Source organism: Streptomyces nojiriensis (assembly GCF_017639205.1).
In the GTDB taxonomy this organism is placed as follows: Bacteria; Actinomycetota; Actinomycetes; order Streptomycetales; family Streptomycetaceae; genus Streptomyces; species Streptomyces nojiriensis.
This window is the reverse complement of the sequence record NZ_CP071139.1, coordinates 5,834,984-5,850,087: the sequence shown is the minus strand read 5'-3', so window position 1 is coordinate 5,850,087 and position 15,104 is coordinate 5,834,984. Positions and strand designations below refer to the sequence as shown.

At 72.3% G+C, this 15,104-nt stretch carries 16 protein-coding genes and 1 pseudogene; 7 read left to right on the top strand and 10 right to left on the bottom strand.

Annotated elements, in window-relative coordinates:
• Positions 1-28 precede the first annotated feature (28 nt).
• Positions 29-886, top strand: a complete 858-nt coding sequence (locus tag JYK04_RS27425; RefSeq protein WP_189732733.1) for an alpha/beta fold hydrolase — start codon at positions 29-31, stop codon at positions 884-886.
• Positions 887-983: 97 nt separating this feature from the next.
• Positions 984-1,136 carry a hypothetical protein gene (locus JYK04_RS27420; protein WP_167745535.1) on the top strand — a complete coding sequence of 51 codons (153 nt, stop codon included), beginning with the start codon at positions 984-986 and terminating at the stop codon, positions 1,134-1,136.
• Between the two features lie 113 nt (positions 1,137-1,249).
• On the opposite strand, the gene JYK04_RS27415 is transcribed toward JYK04_RS27420, so the two are convergent.
• The 4 genes from JYK04_RS27415 to JYK04_RS27400 form a co-directional block, all read right to left on the bottom strand.
• The gene (locus JYK04_RS27415; RefSeq protein WP_189732735.1) at positions 1,250-1,855 is read right to left on the bottom strand and encodes a MarC family protein; all 606 of its coding nucleotides are present in this window, start codon (positions 1,853-1,855) and stop codon (positions 1,250-1,252) included.
• Positions 1,856-1,930: 75 nt separating this feature from the next.
• Positions 1,931-2,794 carry a PHP domain-containing protein gene (locus tag JYK04_RS27410; protein ID WP_189732737.1) on the bottom strand — a complete coding sequence of 288 codons (864 nt, stop codon included), beginning with the start codon at positions 2,792-2,794 and terminating at the stop codon, positions 1,931-1,933.
• A gap of 80 nt (positions 2,795-2,874) precedes the next feature.
• Complete coding sequence (locus tag JYK04_RS27405; RefSeq protein WP_189732739.1) at positions 2,875-3,519, bottom strand: DUF6758 family protein; 645 nt, start codon at positions 3,517-3,519, stop codon at positions 2,875-2,877.
• A 60-nt stretch (positions 3,520-3,579) separates the two neighbouring features.
• Complete coding sequence (locus JYK04_RS27400; protein WP_189732741.1) at positions 3,580-4,164, bottom strand: suppressor of fused domain protein; 585 nt, start codon at positions 4,162-4,164, stop codon at positions 3,580-3,582.
• A 394-nt stretch (positions 4,165-4,558) separates the two neighbouring features.
• On the opposite strand from JYK04_RS27400, the gene JYK04_RS27395 reads away from it, so the two are divergent.
• Positions 4,559-5,674 (top strand): magnesium and cobalt transport protein CorA, encoded by a 1,116-nt coding sequence (locus tag JYK04_RS27395; protein ID WP_189732743.1) that lies wholly within the window; start codon positions 4,559-4,561, stop codon positions 5,672-5,674.
• A 74-nt stretch (positions 5,675-5,748) separates the two neighbouring features.
• Positions 5,749-6,264, top strand: coding sequence for a hypothetical protein (locus tag JYK04_RS27390; RefSeq protein WP_189732745.1), 516 nt, complete (start codon positions 5,749-5,751; stop codon positions 6,262-6,264).
• Positions 6,265-6,348: 84 nt separating this feature from the next.
• Here the strand turns inward: JYK04_RS27390 and JYK04_RS27385 are convergent, their stop codons facing one another.
• Positions 6,349-7,086 (bottom strand): hypothetical protein, encoded by a 738-nt coding sequence (locus JYK04_RS27385; protein WP_189733686.1) that lies wholly within the window; start codon positions 7,084-7,086, stop codon positions 6,349-6,351.
• Positions 7,087-7,327: 241 nt separating this feature from the next.
• Between JYK04_RS27385 and JYK04_RS27380 the strand changes: the two genes are divergently transcribed.
• The 3 genes from JYK04_RS27380 (at position 7,328) to JYK04_RS27370 (ending at position 10,484) form a co-directional block, all read left to right on the top strand.
• A complete protein-coding gene (locus tag JYK04_RS27380; protein ID WP_189732747.1) occupies positions 7,328-8,599 on the top strand; it encodes a magnesium transporter MgtE N-terminal domain-containing protein in 1,272 nt (423 codons plus the stop codon).
• Positions 8,600-8,705: 106 nt separating this feature from the next.
• Positions 8,706-9,281, top strand: coding sequence for a DUF1003 domain-containing protein (locus tag JYK04_RS27375; RefSeq protein WP_033219039.1), 576 nt, complete (start codon positions 8,706-8,708; stop codon positions 9,279-9,281).
• Between the two features lie 42 nt (positions 9,282-9,323).
• Complete coding sequence (locus JYK04_RS27370; protein WP_229874953.1) at positions 9,324-10,484, top strand: Mrp/NBP35 family ATP-binding protein; 1,161 nt, start codon at positions 9,324-9,326, stop codon at positions 10,482-10,484.
• 164 nt (positions 10,485-10,648) lie between these two features.
• Here the strand turns inward: JYK04_RS27370 and JYK04_RS27365 are convergent, their stop codons facing one another.
• The 5 genes and pseudogenes from JYK04_RS27365 to sigE form a co-directional block, all read right to left on the bottom strand.
• Positions 10,649-11,380 (bottom strand): hypothetical protein, encoded by a 732-nt coding sequence (locus JYK04_RS27365; RefSeq protein WP_189732749.1) that lies wholly within the window; start codon positions 11,378-11,380, stop codon positions 10,649-10,651.
• A 139-nt stretch (positions 11,381-11,519) separates the two neighbouring features.
• Complete coding sequence (locus JYK04_RS27360; protein WP_189732751.1) at positions 11,520-11,978, bottom strand: sec-independent translocase; 459 nt, start codon at positions 11,976-11,978, stop codon at positions 11,520-11,522.
• Between the two features lie 118 nt (positions 11,979-12,096).
• The gene (locus JYK04_RS27355) at positions 12,097-13,500 is read right to left on the bottom strand and encodes a S1C family serine protease (protein ID WP_189732753.1); all 1,404 of its coding nucleotides are present in this window, start codon (positions 13,498-13,500) and stop codon (positions 12,097-12,099) included.
• Positions 13,501-13,755: 255 nt separating this feature from the next.
• Positions 13,756-14,238, bottom strand: a pseudogene (locus JYK04_RS27350) (anti-sigma factor family protein); the annotation flags it as partial.
• On the bottom strand, positions 14,235-15,014 hold the full coding sequence (sigE, locus tag JYK04_RS27345; RefSeq protein ID WP_189732757.1) for an RNA polymerase sigma factor SigE: 780 nt from the start codon (positions 15,012-15,014) through the stop codon (positions 14,235-14,237). The pseudogene JYK04_RS27350 and the gene sigE, both read right to left, overlap by 4 nt.
• Positions 15,015-15,104: the final 90 nt, after the last annotated feature.

Genomic DNA, 15,104 nt, shown 5'->3' with positions numbered 1-15,104 from the left:
CACCCGTACGGGCCGGTAACCTCGGGCCATGAGCAAGCCGCCGCGCCTCACCCTGCCCTCCGCCGCCCGCGCGTACCTCCTCACCACCGACCGTGGCTCCTTCGCCGTGCACGAAGCCGGTGAGCCCGTGCGCGGCACCGCCCTGCTGGTTCCCGGCTTCACGGGCAGCAAGGAGGACTTCATCGGCCTCCTGGAGCCGCTGGCGGCCGCGGGGTACCGGGTCGTCGCCGTGGACGGCCGCGGCCAGCACGAGACCCCGGGCCCGCGCGAGGAGGCCCCGTACGCCCTGGAGGAGCTGGCTCGGGACGTCCTCGCCCAGGTCCGCGCGCTGGGCGCGGACCGCGTGCACCTGGTCGGCCACTCGCTCGGCGGTCTGATCTCCCGCGCCGCCGTGCTCCGCGACCCTTCGCCCTTCGCCTCCCTCACCCTGATGAGCAGCGGGCCGGCCGCGATCTCCGAGGACCAGCAGGCGCGGACGAAGCTGCTGGTCGCCGCACTGGAGGCGATGGGCGACGACATGCCCGGCATCTGGGCGGCGATGCGGGCCCACGATCCCGAGGACGCGGCCGCGGACTCCCCCGAGCTCGCGCACTTCCTGCGCGAGCGGTGGCTGGCCACCGTCCCCGAGCAGCTGATCGTCACCGGCCGGACGCTGATCTCCGAGCCCGACCGGATCGAGGAGCTGAGCCGGGTCGAGCTGTCGAAGCTGGTGCTGTCCGGGGCCGTGGACCAGGCCTGGCCGGTGCCGCTGCTGGACGAGACGGCCCGGCGCCTGGCCGCTCGGCGGGTGATCGTGCCGGGGACGGACCACTCCCCGAACGCCGAGGACCCCGCCACGACGGCGCGCGAGCTGGCCGCGTTCTGGGACTCCTGCACCGGCCTGTAGTTAGCCAGTGAAAAAATTTCCTTAGCGTAGGGAATGATTGCGGCCTACACTTCGTTGGACCAGTGCAAGGAGAAACACTGACGAAGGGAGAAGCCCCGTGCGCTTCGAGATTCTGCGCCTGGACGACGTCGACGGATCCGCCGTGGACAGCACCGTCGTCGACGCGGCCTCCGTCAACCGGATCGTGCAGCAGGCCGCAGCCGTCGGCCAGCGCATCCTGATCCGACCGGCCGAGAGTGCGTCCTGCTGACGCACCGCACGAAAACGTTCGCGCCCCCGCACCGTTCCCGGTGCGGGGGCGTTCGCATGTGCCGGCCGCGCGCGGCAGGCACGGGGGCGGGCGGGGCGGGCGGGGACGGGGCCTCAGGCCGCGCCGACCACCTGGAGCACGCCGTTGATGATCTGCTGGACGGCGATCGCCGAGAGCATCATGCCGGCGAGCCGGGTGACGAGGACGACGCCGCCGTCCTTGATGACCCGGATGATCACCAGCGAGTAGCGCATGGTGATCCACAGCACGACGTGCATGGCCACGATCGCGGCCCAGACCGAGACCTCAGCCGCGGCGCCGTCGGCCTTCTGGACGGCCAGGATCACCGACACGATCGCGCCGGGGCCGGCCAGCAGCGGCATGCCCAGCGGGACCAGGGCCACGTTCACGTCCTTGGTCTGCTTCGGCTCGTCGTTCTTGCCGGTGAGCAGGTCCAGCGCGATGAGCAGGAGCAGCAGACCACCGGCGATCATCAGCGCCGGGACGGAGACGTGCAGGTAGTCCAGGATCTGCTGGCCGCAGATACCGAAGACCGCGATGACACCGAAGGCCACGCAGACCGCCTGCCAGGCCATGCGGCGCTGCACCTTGACGGGGCGGCCGGAGGTCAGGGCGAGGAAGATCGGCGTGATCCCCGGGGGGTCCATAATCACAAAAAGGGTGAGAAAAAGGGATCCGAAGACGGCGAAATCAAACACAGTGATGCCTTGCAGAAGAGAGGGGTGTCGCGAAGAAGAGGTGTGGGACGGGTGGAGCGGGCCGGATCCGGCCGGTCAGCGCTCGCGTCCGCCGGCGCCCGGCACCGGGAAGGCCCCCGTCGCGCGGCGCGTGATCTCGCCGTAGATCTCGGGGTCGGTCGTGTACTCCCCGAGGCGACAGGTCTTGCGGCTGCCGTGGTAGTCGCTGGAGCCCGTGGTCAGCAGGCCGAGGTCGGCCGCCAGACCGCGCAGCCGCACGCGGGTGTCGGTGTCGTGGTCCATGTGGTCCACCTCGACGCCGTCCAGGCCCGCGGTCGCCAGCTCGGCTATCGCGGACTCGGAGACGCACCGGCCGCGCTTGACGGCGGCGGGGTGCGCGAGGACGGTGACCCCGCCGGCCGCCTTGACCAGGCGCACGGCCTCGAACGGGTCGAGCTCGTGCTTCTCGGCGTACGCGCGGCCGCCGTCGGCGAGCCAGTCGGGCGTGAAGGCGTCCGAGACGGTGGGTACGACGCCCAGCTCGACGAGGGCGGTGGCGATGTGCGGCCGCCCGACGGAGCCGTCGCCGGCGATCCTGGCCACCTGCTCCCAGGTGACGTCGACGCCGAGGTCCTGGAGCTTGCCGATCATGGTCCGGGCGCGCGGGGTGCGGTCGTCGCGGACGAGCTCCCGTTCCCGGGCCAGCTCGGGCTCCTCGGGGTCGAAGAGGTACGCGAGCATGTGCACGCCGATCCCGTCGAGCCGGCAGGACAGCTCGGCCCCGGTCACCAGCGTCAGTCCGGCGGGCAGGGCCGCGAGGGCCTCGCCGTATCCCCGCACGGTGTCGTGGTCGGTCAGCGCGACCACGTCCAGCCCGGCGCCGGCGGCGGCCAGCATCAGCTCGGCGGGGGTGTCCGTACCGTCGGAGGCCGTGGAGTGGGCGTGCAGGTCGATGCGCACAGCCTGGCTCCATGGGTCGTACGTACGGGGGACACTCCAGGATAACCGGGCCGCGGAGCCCCTCGGGCCCCGCGAGCGCCTCAGGCGGGGCCCAGGATGCGGGGGCTCAGGGCCCCGCACGGAACGAGCTCGACCTCGGCTCCCGCGTCGCGCAGGTCGGTGAGGACGAGCTCGTCGTACATCAGCAGGCCGGACTGCTCCGGCCAGACGATCGCCCAGAGCCACAGGCCGCGCGCCTCGCCGGCGAAGACGGCCCGGTCGTCGGGGCCGCCGGCCACGTGCCACAGCGGTGTCGGGCGGCCCGCCGCGACCACCTTGGCGTGGGGCGGCGCCGATACGTCGATGGACGAGCCGGGGTCGACGCCGTCGATGCCCGCGTACCGCGCGCCGAGGCCCACGCCCAGCTCCTCCGCGATCAGCAGCAGCTCGCCGATCCCGCCCAACGGGCCGGGGCCGGAACAGGCCACCGCCGTCGCCCGGCCGCCGCTGCGGTCGTCACCGGCGGACGCGACCCCGGTGAACAGCCACCCCACCGGCAGCGGCCACGGCATCCACACCGGCACCCGCGCCCGGTGCACCATCACGTTCAGGCCTTCGACGCTCGGCGGGATGACGGGTTGCAGGGGGTGGACAGCGCCGTGCACCGCGCACTGCCAGGAGTCGGAGAAGAGTCCGGGCGCCCTGACCCGGCCACCGCACTTCGGGCAACTTGGTTCACCCCTCATAAGAAGCCACGCTCCTCCCCGCCCGGCCCCCAGTCAAGGCACGCTCACCCGTCCGGGCCCTCAGTCCAGCGCGACGGCGCTGCGCACAGGGTCCCGCAGGTCGGTTCCGCGCGCGAGCCAGCGTTCCTGGAGGGCGGCCGCTCCGTGCACGCGTTTCCAGGCGGCCTCGTTCGCCGTCATCGGCAGCAAGGGGAGGAAGTGGACCGGGTCCATGGGCTCGTCGAGCTCCAGGTCCTCGACCAGACCGCCCGGTTCCGCCACGAGGACGGAGCTGAAGGGGGCCCCGTCCCAGAGCGGTTCGCCCACGTCCAGCGAGGCCCCCGGGGCCACGATCAGCCCCTCGACCTGGGGGGACGCGGCCAGCACCGCGAGCGGCCGCAGGAGTTTGTCGGTGGCCGCAAGGCCCGCCCGTACGGTCAGCACGAGCTCGGCGCGCGGGCCCCGTACGGGGTCGGCGACCACGGCGGTCGGATCGGTCATCGGGTGCGCGGACATCCCGAGGGTCGCGTACCGCACGAGGTCGCCCTCGGCGAAACGGAGTACCTCGATGCGGTCGGTGCCCAGGAAGGTGACGGCGGCGCGTGCGTCGGGTTCACCGAACGCGGTGCGCAGCCGGGCCTCCACGAGAGCCAGAATTTCTGCCATGAACCGAGCATAGAACTCGTATCAGGCGGGTAAAGGGCGGGTCTTGACCATCCGTCGGCTGATAGTGTTGACAGCTGTTCGGGGCCGCACGCAGAAGCGGTGTTTCAGTGCCCCGGCAACAGGACGTCCCTCACGGGGGACCGGCCGGAGGAGGTGGGGCTGCGGTGGACCGAAGTCGATCGTGCAGTACCAATCGCTCTTCCACTTCTGTGACGGGCGCATCCCGCCCCCTTTGATCTGCTCGATCCACCTGATCCGCTGATCAGTAGAAGAGCGACGGCAGAACGTTTGTCCTCCCGTCCTGTTCCCTCCCCTGCCCGGGCCTGCCCGCCCGCCTGCGGAGGAGGGTCTCCCACCCGTGCGGTCCGCAGCCGTGCGCGAGAAGGAGCCTGCCATGTCGATGCTGCCCTACCTGCGTGCCGCCGTTCGCCCGGCCCTGCGCAGGGCCACCCCCGTACAGCCCGGCTACGACACCACCCGCGACCCGTCGGCGAGCAGCGCGGTGGTCGACTGCGCCGTGTACCGCGACGGGCGGCGGATGCTGGGTCCGGCGTGTCTGACGCCCCGTGAGGCGATCCGCCGGGTCCGCGAGGACGGCGGGTTCGCCTGGATCGGCCTGCACGAGCCGACGGAGGCCGAGTTCGCGGGGATCGCCGCGACCTTCGGACTGCACCCGCTGGCCGTGGAGGACGCGGTGCACGCGCACCAGCGGCCGAAGCTGGAGCGCTACGACGACACCCTCTTCACCGTCTTCAAGACGATCCACTACATCGACCACGCCGAACTGACCGCCACCAGCGAGGTGGTGGAGACCGGCGAGGTGATGTGCTTCACCGGCCCCGACTTCGTCATCACCGTCCGGCACGGCGGGCAGGGCTCCCTCAAGGGGCTGCGCCACCGCCTCCAGGACGACCCGGACCTGCTCGCCAAGGGCCCCTCGTCGGTCCTGCACTCCATCGCCGACCACGTGGTCGACGGCTACATCGCGGTCGCGGCGGCGGTGCAGGACGACATCGACGAGGTGGAGAGCGAGGTCTTCGCCGCCCCCGCCAAGGGCAGTGCGCGCGGCGGCGACGCGGGCCGCATCTACCAGCTCAAGCGCGAGGTGCTGGAGTTCAAGCGGGCGGTCTCGCCGCTGCTGCGTCCGATGGAGCTGCTGAGCGAACGGCCGATGCGGCTGGTGGACCCGGACATCCAGAAGTACTTCCGCGATGTCGCCGACCACCTGGCGCGGGTGCACGAGCAGGTGGTGGGCTTCGACGAGCTGCTGAACTCGATCCTCCAGGCCAATCTCGCGCAGGCGACGGTCGCCCAGAACGAGGACATGCGCAAGATCACCTCCTGGGCGGCGATCGTCGCCGTGCCGACGATGATCTGCGGCGTGTACGGGATGAACTTCGACCACATGCCCGAACTCCACTGGCGCTACGGCTATCCGATGGTGATGGCCGCGATCGCCGCCTCCTGCTTCACCATCCACCGCGCACTGCGCCGCAACGGCTGGCTCTGAGCCGGGCCCGCCCCCGGGTCCTGCGGGCCGGGACGCCCGCCCGCGCGCGGGGAGCGACCCCCTACCCTGTCGGCATGACTCTCAGCACGCTCGACCTGGCCCTCGTCGAGGAGGCCACCAAGAAGTCCGGCCTGATCTGGGTGCGCGGCGGCGGGGCCGACCGCGCCCTGTGGCACGCCTGGGTGGACGGCGCGGCCCACGTACTGGGCGACGGGCCCGGCGAGCAGCCGTTCCCGGGGCTGGCGGACGGTGCGCGTGCCGAGGTGACCGTGCGGAGCAAGGACAAGGGCGGCCGGCTGGTGGCATGGACGGCGACGGTACGGGAGCTGGCGCCCCGCGGCGAGGAGTGGCACGCGGCCGTGGCCGAGCTCAAGGGCAAGCGGCTGAACGCGTCCGACTCGGAGGACATGACCGAGCGGTGGGCGCGGGAGTGCCGGCTGCTGCGGCTGGAGCCGGAAGCGGTCCGGGCGCAGCTCCCGGACGGCTCGCTGGCCGCCGTCCCGCTGCCGTCCCCGGCGACGACCCGCCAGGCCGTCCCGGCGGGCCTGCCGAAGCTGCTGCTGAAGCGCAAGAAGGCCGCCCGGGGCTGAGCTGCCGTACGGGGGTGCCGGGGAGGGGTGCCTGCCGGGTCGCCCGGCCCCGGCAGGGCCGCATCCGCCCGACCCGGCGGATCGTTACGGCTTCGTCGGGTTCGCGCCCTGGCCGGACCCCTTGGAGGGGGCCGGGGCGGGGGCGCCGCCCTGGTCCTTGGTCGTCGGCAGCTGGGACCCGTAGTCGACCGTCTGGTCCTGCGCGGGTGCCTCCAGCGGGAACGTCTTGCCCCACTCGGCGAGTTCCACCCGGCCGGCGCCGCCCGCCCGCTCCATCATCAGCGGGTACGGGGTGCCCTCCAGCGAGACCGACAGCTTGCCGCCCTTGCCCGCGTCCGCCGTGACCTGGACCGCGCGGGTGTGCCCGACCTTGGTGTACGAGCCCTTGGCGAGCTTGCCCTCCAGTCCGAGCAGTCCGTCCAGCAGCACGTCCATGTCGGTGAAACCGCGGAACTGCTTGTACGAGGGGTCGCCCTCGGGCACCTTCACGAACTTGTCGCCGAGCTTGCCCGCCGAATCGGACTGGCCCCAGAACGCCGCGCTCGCCTTCAGGTACAGCTGCTCCCCCACGCGCAGCAGCTGGAAGGTGTCCTCGTTGGACTTCACCTCGCCGGAGCCGCCGTCCGCCTTCAGCTGCATGTCGAGCGTGAAGGACTTGCCGCCGCTCACCAGCGTGCCGGACAGGTGCACCGAGTCGGCCTCCGTCGCGGCCGCCTTCGCCTTCGCCTCGATCTTGTCGGCGGACAGCTTGCCGACGCCGTTCGTGCCCTCGTCGGGGTCCTCCCCGCAGCCCGTACCGGTGACGGCGAGGCCCGCGCACATCACACCGATCAAGGCGGCCCGGCGCAGCCGCGCGGCAGGGAAGTAGGCGGTCACGGGCGGGTGCCTCTCGTCGGTCGTCTGCGAGCAGCAGGCAGCGTACCCGCCCGTACCCCGAGCCCCGCGACCGCGCCCCGGTGTTCGCCCGCCCCCGGGCGGACCGCCCCACCAGGACGCCTTCGGGCGGCACGGGCTAGCCTGAGGGGCGGCACGACTCTTGATCGACGCACTAGGAGGCGCTCGGATGGCTGCAGGCGCCCCGCGGATCTTCGTCTCGCATCTGTCGGGTGTGCCCGTCTTCGATCCCAACGGCGACCAGGTGGGCCGCGTGCGCGACCTCGTCGCGATGCTCCGGGTCGGCGGGCGCCCGCCGCGGCTGCTGGGCCTGGTGGTCGAGGTCGTCAGCCGGCGGCGGATCTTCCTGCCGATGACCCGCGTCACCGGAGTGGAGTCCGGGCAGGTCATCACGACCGGTGTGGTCAACATGCGGCGGTTCGAGCAGCGCCCGACCGAACGCCTGGTCCTGGGCGAGCTGCTGGACCGGCGGGTGACGCTGGTCGCGAGCGGCGAGGAGGTCACCGTCCTGGACGTGGCCATCCAGCAGCTGCCGGCCCGCCGGGACTGGGAGATCGACCGGATCTTCGTACGGAAGGGCAAGTCGGGGGCGCTGCGCCGGCGCGGCGAGGCCCTGACGGTGGAGTGGTCGGCGGTGACCGGCTTCTCGCTGGAGGAGCACGGGCAGGGCGCCGAGAACCTGGTCGCCACCTTCGAGCAGATGCGCCCGGCCGACGTGGCGAACGTGCTGCACCACCTGACGCCGAAGCGGCGCGCCGAGGTGGCCAACGCCCTCGACGACGACCGGCTCGCGGACGTGCTGGAGGAGCTGCCCGAGGACGAGCAGGTGGAGATCCTCGGCAAGCTGAAGGAGGAGCGCGCCGCCGACGTCCTGGAGGCGATGGACCCGGACGACGCGGCCGACCTGCTCTCCGAGCTGCCGGAGGACGACAAGGAGCGGCTGCTGACCCTGATGCAGCCGGACGACGCGGCCGACGTGCGCCGCCTGCTGTCCTACGAGGAGAACACCGCGGGCGGTCTGATGACCACCGAGCCGATCGTGCTGCGGCCGGACGCGACCGTCGCGGACGCCCTGGCCCGCGTACGGCAGGCGGACCTGTCGCCGGCGCTGGCGGCGCAGGTGTACGTGTGCCGGCCGCCGGACGAGACGCCGACGGGCAAGTACCTGGGCACGGTGCACTTCCAGCGGCTGCTGCGGGACCCCCCGTTCACGCTGGTCAGCTCGATCGTGGACACGGACCTGCCGCCGCTGCGGCCGAACGCCTCGCTGCCCGCCGTCACCACGCACCTCGCCGCCTACAACATGGTGGCGGTGCCGGTGGTCGACGAGAGCGGCTCGCTGCTGGGCGCGGTGACCGTGGACGACGTGCTGGACCACCTGCTGCCGGACGACTGGCGGGAGACGGACTTCCATTCCGAGGAGGCCGTCGGTGGCCGCTGAACGAGGACGCTTCGACCGCGGGCGGGGCGAGCAGGCGCGCGAGCGGCGCCGCGAGCAGATCCGGGAGCGGCGCGAGCAGGCCCGGACGCAGGCGCGCGAGCACGGGCTGGCGGCGGAAGCGGCGGAACGTTCCGGCGAGCGCGCCGGGAGGTCCTCGGGCGCCGGATCGAGCGCGCTGACGCGCTCACGCGTGCGCCTGGACCTGCCGCGCGCCCCGCGGCGGTCGCTGCTGCCCGAGTACGACCCGGAGGCCTTCGGGCGGCTGTCGGAGCGGGTGGCGCGCTTCCTGGGCACCGGCCGGTTCATCGTCTGGATGACCCTGGTCATCATCGTCTGGGTGCTGTGGAACATCTTCGCGCCGGACGACCTTCGGTTCGACCCCTACCCGTTCATCTTCCTGACGCTGATGCTGTCGCTCCAGGCCTCCTACGCGGCTCCGCTGATCCTGCTCGCGCAGAACCGGCAGGACGACCGCGACCGGGTCACCCACGAGCAGGACCGCAAGCAGAACGAGCGCTCCATCGCCGACACCGAGTACCTGACCCGGGAAATCGCCGCCCTGCGCATGGGCCTGGGCGAGGTCGCCACCCGCGACTGGATCAGGTCCGAGTTCCAGGACCTGATCAAGGAGATGGACGAGCGGCGTCTATTCCCCGCCGAACGTGACGAAGGCGACCGCTGACGGGCTTTCCTGCGGCCTGCTACCGAGCCGTACCATCGGGGCATGGCTACCGACACAAGCTCCGCCGCCGCGCCTGAGCAGGACGCGATCCTGGACGCACTGGCGACGGTGAACGACCCCGAGATCCACCGGCCGATCACCGAGCTCGGCATGGTCAAATCGGTGGAGATCGGAGACGGCGGAGAGGTCGCCGTCACGGTCTACCTCACGGTGTCGGGCTGTCCCATGCGCGAGACCATCACGAAGAACGTCACCGAGGCCGTCGAGAAGGTCGCGGGCGTCACCTCCGTCGCCGTCACCCTCGACGTGATGAGCGACGAGCAGCGCAAGGACCTGGCGGCCACGCTGCGCGGCGGCACCGCCGAGCGCGAGGTGCCCTTCGCCAAGCCGGGCTCGCTGACCCGTGTGTACGCGGTCGCGTCCGGCAAGGGCGGTGTCGGCAAGTCCTCCGTCACGGTGAACCTGGCCGCGGCGATGGCGGCGGACGGCCTGAAGGTCGGCGTGGTCGACGCGGACATCTACGGCCACAGCGTGCCGCGCATGCTGGGTGTGGACGGCCGTCCGACCCAGGTCGAGAACATGATCATGCCGCCGTCGGCGCACGGCGTGAAGGTCATCTCCATCGGCATGTTCACCCCGGGCAACGCCCCGGTGGTGTGGCGCGGGCCCATGCTGCACCGCGCGCTCCAGCAGTTCCTGGCCGACGTGTTCTGGGGCGACCTGGACGTGCTGCTGCTGGACCTGCCGCCGGGTACGGGTGACATCGCGATCTCCGTGGCCCAGCTGGTGCCCAACGCGGAGATCCTCGTCGTCACCACCCCGCAGCAGGCCGCGGCCGAGGTCGCGGAGCGGGCCGGCTCCATCGCCGTGCAGACCCACCAGAAGATCGTCGGCGTGGTCGAGAACATGTCGGGCCTGCCGTGCCCGCACTGCGACGAGATGGTGGACGTCTTCGGCTCGGGCGGTGGCCAGAAGGTCGCGGACGGCCTGACCAAGACGGTCGGCGCGACGGTGCCGGTACTGGGCTCGATCCCGATCGACGTCCGGCTGCGCGAGGGCGGCGACGAGGGCAAGCCCGTCGTCCTGTCCGACCCGGACTCCCCGGCCGGCGCGGCCCTGCGCGCGATCGCGGGCAAGCTGGGCGGCCGGGCGCGCGGCCTGTCGGGCATGTCCCTGGGCATCACTCCCCGGAACAAGTTCTGACCGCCCCGGTGTGGACGGTCGTTCGGCCTGAGGGTCCCCCCTGGACGAAGCCCTTGGGGGATGGAGCGGGCGGGCACACCGGAGCGGTGGCCCGCAGGGGCCGCACAGCGTGAGAAGGGCACCGCCGCAAGGCGGTGCCCTTCCGCTTGCCCGTACCCGTACGGCTACTCGTACGAGGCCAGGTCCCCGATCGCCGAGAAGCCGAGCCCGTACGCGCTCATGCCCCGGCCGTACGCGCCCAGGTGGACTCCGCTGCCCGTGGAGCCGGCCAGCACCCAGCCGAACTCCGACTCGCGGTAGTGGAACGGTGTCGGCTCCCCGTCCACCGGCAGCGACAGCGTGGACCAGTCCTCACCGGCCAGGTCGTCCGCCAGCTCCCACGCGGCCTCGGTCTGCTGGTCCAGCCAGTCGTTGCGCAGCGCGTGGTCCATCTGTCCGGGCCAGCTGTACGCCAGCAGCCCGGAGCCGGCCAGCCAGGCCGCCGAGGCGACCGAGGTGGCCTCCAGGACGCCGGTGCCGTCTCCGCTGCGGCGCAGCGGGTTGCTCGCGACGGTGATGACCACCGCGAAGCGCTCCTTCTCACCGGTGGCGAGCTCGCCCCGGGCGGAGGGCTCGTCTCCGTGGCCGGTGGAACCGTGCTCCACCGTGCCGTCGGCGGCCACGGCGACCTGCATGAGCCAGCGGGGACCGGTGAAGGCCCCGTCCAGCCCGTACCAGGGGAAGTCGGCCGCCAGGAAGCCCTCGGCCGTCCGGCGGGCCGCCGGTACGGGCGCGGGGGCCTCCTGTGGCTCCGTATCACTGTGTGGGCCGGTATCCGGCTCCTGGGCGGGTGCGCCTGCGGGGGCGGGGGCCTCCGCGGTCTGTGCCCCTACCCGGCTGCTGCTCGTCGTCTCCATCTGGGCGGCCTCTCGTTCCGTGGGGTCCGGAACGGCCCTCCCCCTCGCTGTGCTGGGGGGACCCCCTCCCTCGGGCGTCCTGCGATCCGGACAGATGGAGGATAGCCATCCGACCGCGGATCGCCGGGAAGGCCGCGCGTCAGGTGGCGTCGGCGTCGAAGCGCGAGCGCTCCTCCGGGGCCGGGGCGGCGGGCTTCTTCAGCAGGTCCGGGCCGGTCACGGCGGGCGTGGCGGAGCCGGCTGCGGCCGTGGCCGAAGGGGCCGGGGCGGCGCCGGCCTCCGAGCTCTTCACGGCGTCGGAGACGTCGCTGAGCTCCTTGCGGAGATCGAAGCTGGTGCGGATCTCCTTGAGGTCCTCGTTCTCCGTCAGCTGCTTGCGGATGAAGGTCTTCGGGTTCAGGTCCTCGAACTCGAAATCCTTGAATTCCGGGCCGAGTTCGGAGCGGATGTCCTGCTTCGCACTGTCCGAGAACGCCCGGATCTTCCGGATGAAGCCCGTGACGTCCTGAATGACCTTGGGCAGCTTGTCCGGTCCGAAGACGAGGATGCCGAGCACCACGATCGTGACAAGTTCGAGTGCGCCTATGTCGTTGAACACCTTGCCGCTCCTCGGCTCTCTATCACTTCGGGCCCCGACACACGGTACCCGGCGTTGTCCACGCGCCCATACCTGCGTACCGCCTCCGCGGCGGTTTCACCCTGTCGTCATCCCGCGCTCATGAGCCGTTCGCCGATCCGAGGACCACCTTTAGTGTGCTTTCGCGGCCGCCGCGGAGCACGGTGAGGTCCAGCGGGTCGCCGGGGCGGTGGGCCCGGATCTTGATGATCAGCTCGTCGCCGCCGCGGACCCGCTGGCCGTCCACCTTGGTGATCACGTCCCCGGCCCGGATCCCGGCGCGCGCGCCCGGTCCGTCGGCGACGACGGACGGCTTGCCGTCCTCTCCCTTGTCCCCGACCCGGGCCCCGTCGCCCGAGTAGTCCATGTCGAGGGTGACCCCGATGACCGGGTGCGTGGCGCGGCCGGTGCGGATGAGCTCCTCGGCGACGCGCTTGCCCTGGTTGACGGGGATGGCGAAGCCGAGCCCGATGGAGCCGCCCTGCCGGGTGGCATCCTCCTTGTCGGCCCCGCGGATCGCGCTGTTGATGCCGACCACGTGGGCCTTCGCGTCGAGGAGCGGGCCGCCGGAGTTCCCCGGGTTGATGGGGGCGTCGGTCTGCAGCGCGTCGACGTAGCTGATGTCGCTGCCGTCGCCCTTGTCGCCGCCCGCGGTGACGGGCCGGCCGGTGGCGCTGATGATGCCGGCGGTGACGGTGTTCGACAGGTCGAAGGGCGCACCGATGGCCACCACCGGGTCCCCGACCTTCACGTTCTCGGAGTTCCCCAGGCTCAGCGGCTGGAGCCCGCGCACCCCGCCGACCTTGACCACGGCCAGGTCGTAGCCGGAGTCACGGCCGACCAGCTGGGCGGTGACGCTCTCGCCGGTGCTGAAGGTGACCGTTATCTCCTGGGAGTCGGCCACCACGTGGCTGTTGGTCAGGATGTGCCCCTGCTGGTCGAGCACGAAGCCGGTACCCGTACCGCTGCCCTTCGTGCCGCGGACGTGCAGGGTCACCACGCCGGGCAGTGCGGTGGCCGCGATCCCGGCCACGCTCTCGGGGGCCCGGCCCCGGTCGGCGGCGGCGGCCTGGGGGAGTTCCAGGCGAGTGCTGCTCCGCCGCTCGGCGAGCACGCCGAGGTAGCCGCCGACGCTGCCGGCGAGCAGGGCCGTTCCGAGGCTGATGGCCACCACCTGCCACAGCCGGATCCCGCGCGGCGTCCGGCCCCGGTCCACGACCTGCAACGGCTCGGCGCCCCAGGGGTCGTACCGCACCGCGGGGACCGCGGCCGGTGCGCTCGGGGTCGGATCCGACACGCCCGGAGCCGAAGTCGACACGTCCGGATCCGCGGCCGGCGCGTCCGGGGTCAGGTCCGACACGCCCGGGGCCGCGTCCTGTACGTGGTCCTCGCCCCCGGTTTCGGGCCGTGGCGCGGGAACCCCTTCGCCGCGGCCGTCCCCGGCCGTCCCCTCGGGCCGGCTCCACCACTGTGGAGCCGGGTCGGTCTGCTGCCTGTCGGCCATGGGCGCTCCCCGCGTACCTATGCGCATGTGCCGAAGATTCAATCAGGTCCCGCGTCAGCGCAGCAGGGAGACCGGGCGTGCCGGGTACTGCGGGGTGGGCTGGAGCGGCGGCAGCGGGGTCGCCACGGCCGACAGGAGGGTCGGGACGGCCTCGGGGGTGGGCAGGCGGTCACGGACCCCCTGATCGGCCGCCGGCAGGGCAGGCCCGGGCCGGGAGGCCGGGGCCGGGGAATCACCCCGCAGGTTGGGGTCCACCTCCAACGGCAGGGCGCCACCGAGCGCGAGCGCGGCCAGCGAGACGGCCCCGGCGGCGACGAAGGCGAACCTGCGGCGCGGACGGCCCACCTCGTGGATGCGGAAGCCCTCCTGCGGCCGCGGCCGGGCGGCGACCGGCAGCCCGTACGCGAACGCGTCGAAGGGGTCGGGGCCCGCGGTGCCCGCCGGGTCGGCGGGACGGCCGGGACCGGCGGGACCCAGGGGACCCGACGGATCGTCGAGGCCGCCGCCCGGCAGCCCCTGCAGCCGCGCCAGCAGCCCCGCGGACAGCGGCGGCGGCGCGCTCTCCACGAACATGGTCTTCAGACGTCGCTGGGCATCGGCCTCGGCCTTGCACCGGGCACAGGTCGCCAGGTGGGCCAGGACCCGATCGCGCGCGTCGTGTTTCAGCTCCCCGTCCACCAGGGCGGCGAGCCGGTCTCCCAGGTGCTGTTCGGCGGGTGACGGACTGACGTCGCTCACTCGGCTCCGCCCTCTCCCCCGGCGCCGGGTGCGCCCATCGCCACTCCGGCCAGCGCGCGCTGCTCGGCACGGGCCTGCGGGGACCGGTGCTTGAGTGCCTTGCGCAGGTGCGAACGGCCCCGGTGGATACGGCTGCGCACGGTGCCGAGCTTCACGCCCAGCGTCGCGGCGATCTCCTCGTACGACAGGCCCTCGATGTCGCACAGCACCACGGCCGCGCGGAACTCGGGGGCGAGGGTGTCCAGCGCCTGCTGCACGTCCGCGTCGAAGTGGGTGTCGTGCAGGACCTGCTGCGGGGACGGCTCACGGCTCGGCAGCCGCTCGGCGGCGTCGTCGCCGAGCGCGTCGAAGCGGATCCGCTGCTTGCGGCGCACCATGTCCAGGAACAGGTTGGTCGTGATGCGGTGCAGCCAGCCCTCGAAGGTGCCGGGGGTGTACGTGGACAGCGAGCGGAAGACGCGGACGAAGACTTCCTGCGTCAGGTCCTCGGCGTCGTGCTGGTTACCCGTCAGACGGTAGGCAAGGCGGTAGACCCGCGCGCTGTGCGTGCTGACGATCTCCTCCCATGAAGGAGGGGTCCACGCCTGGGAGCCCGCATCGGCGGCAAAGGTCGCGGTGGTTGCGGCGTCGGCGGTGTGGAAGCGGTCAGCAATGTAGGTCACGGATTTCGGCTCACCCGCCGACCAGAAGAGGCGTCTCAGTACGCCCCTACGATCCACAGGCGCAGCCGCACCTCCCCTGTCGGCTCTGGTGGTGTCCAGTGGAGTCCCTACCATAGCCACCCCCTCTGTCAGCTCCGGATAAGCGTTTTTGCAGTATCTTTACGCGAGGTTTAAGTCCGGGAGCGGTCCTGGCCGTCGATCTGC

Coding starts and splice junctions, on each gene's coding strand:
- JYK04_RS27425 (WP_189732733.1), top strand. CDS start 29: ATGAGCAAGCCGCCGCGCCTCACCCTGCCCTCCGCCGCCCGCGCGTAC.
- JYK04_RS27405 (WP_189732739.1), bottom strand. CDS start 3,519: ATGAGGGGTGAACCAAGTTGCCCGAAGTGCGGTGGCCGGGTCAGGGCG.
- JYK04_RS27400 (WP_189732741.1), bottom strand. CDS start 4,164: ATGGCAGAAATTCTGGCTCTCGTGGAGGCCCGGCTGCGCACCGCGTTC.
- JYK04_RS27395 (WP_189732743.1), top strand. CDS start 4,559: ATGTCGATGCTGCCCTACCTGCGTGCCGCCGTTCGCCCGGCCCTGCGC.
- JYK04_RS27390 (WP_189732745.1), top strand. CDS start 5,749: ATGACTCTCAGCACGCTCGACCTGGCCCTCGTCGAGGAGGCCACCAAG.
- JYK04_RS27385 (WP_189733686.1), bottom strand. CDS start 7,086: ATGTGCGCGGGCCTCGCCGTCACCGGTACGGGCTGCGGGGAGGACCCC.
- JYK04_RS27380 (WP_189732747.1), top strand. CDS start 7,328: ATGGCTGCAGGCGCCCCGCGGATCTTCGTCTCGCATCTGTCGGGTGTG.
- JYK04_RS27370 (WP_229874953.1), top strand. CDS start 9,324: ATGGCTACCGACACAAGCTCCGCCGCCGCGCCTGAGCAGGACGCGATC.
- JYK04_RS27365 (WP_189732749.1), bottom strand. CDS start 11,380: ATGGAGACGACGAGCAGCAGCCGGGTAGGGGCACAGACCGCGGAGGCC.
- JYK04_RS27355 (WP_189732753.1), bottom strand. CDS start 13,500: ATGGCCGACAGGCAGCAGACCGACCCGGCTCCACAGTGGTGGAGCCGG.
- sigE (WP_189732757.1), bottom strand. CDS start 15,014: ATGGTAGGGACTCCACTGGACACCACCAGAGCCGACAGGGGAGGTGCG.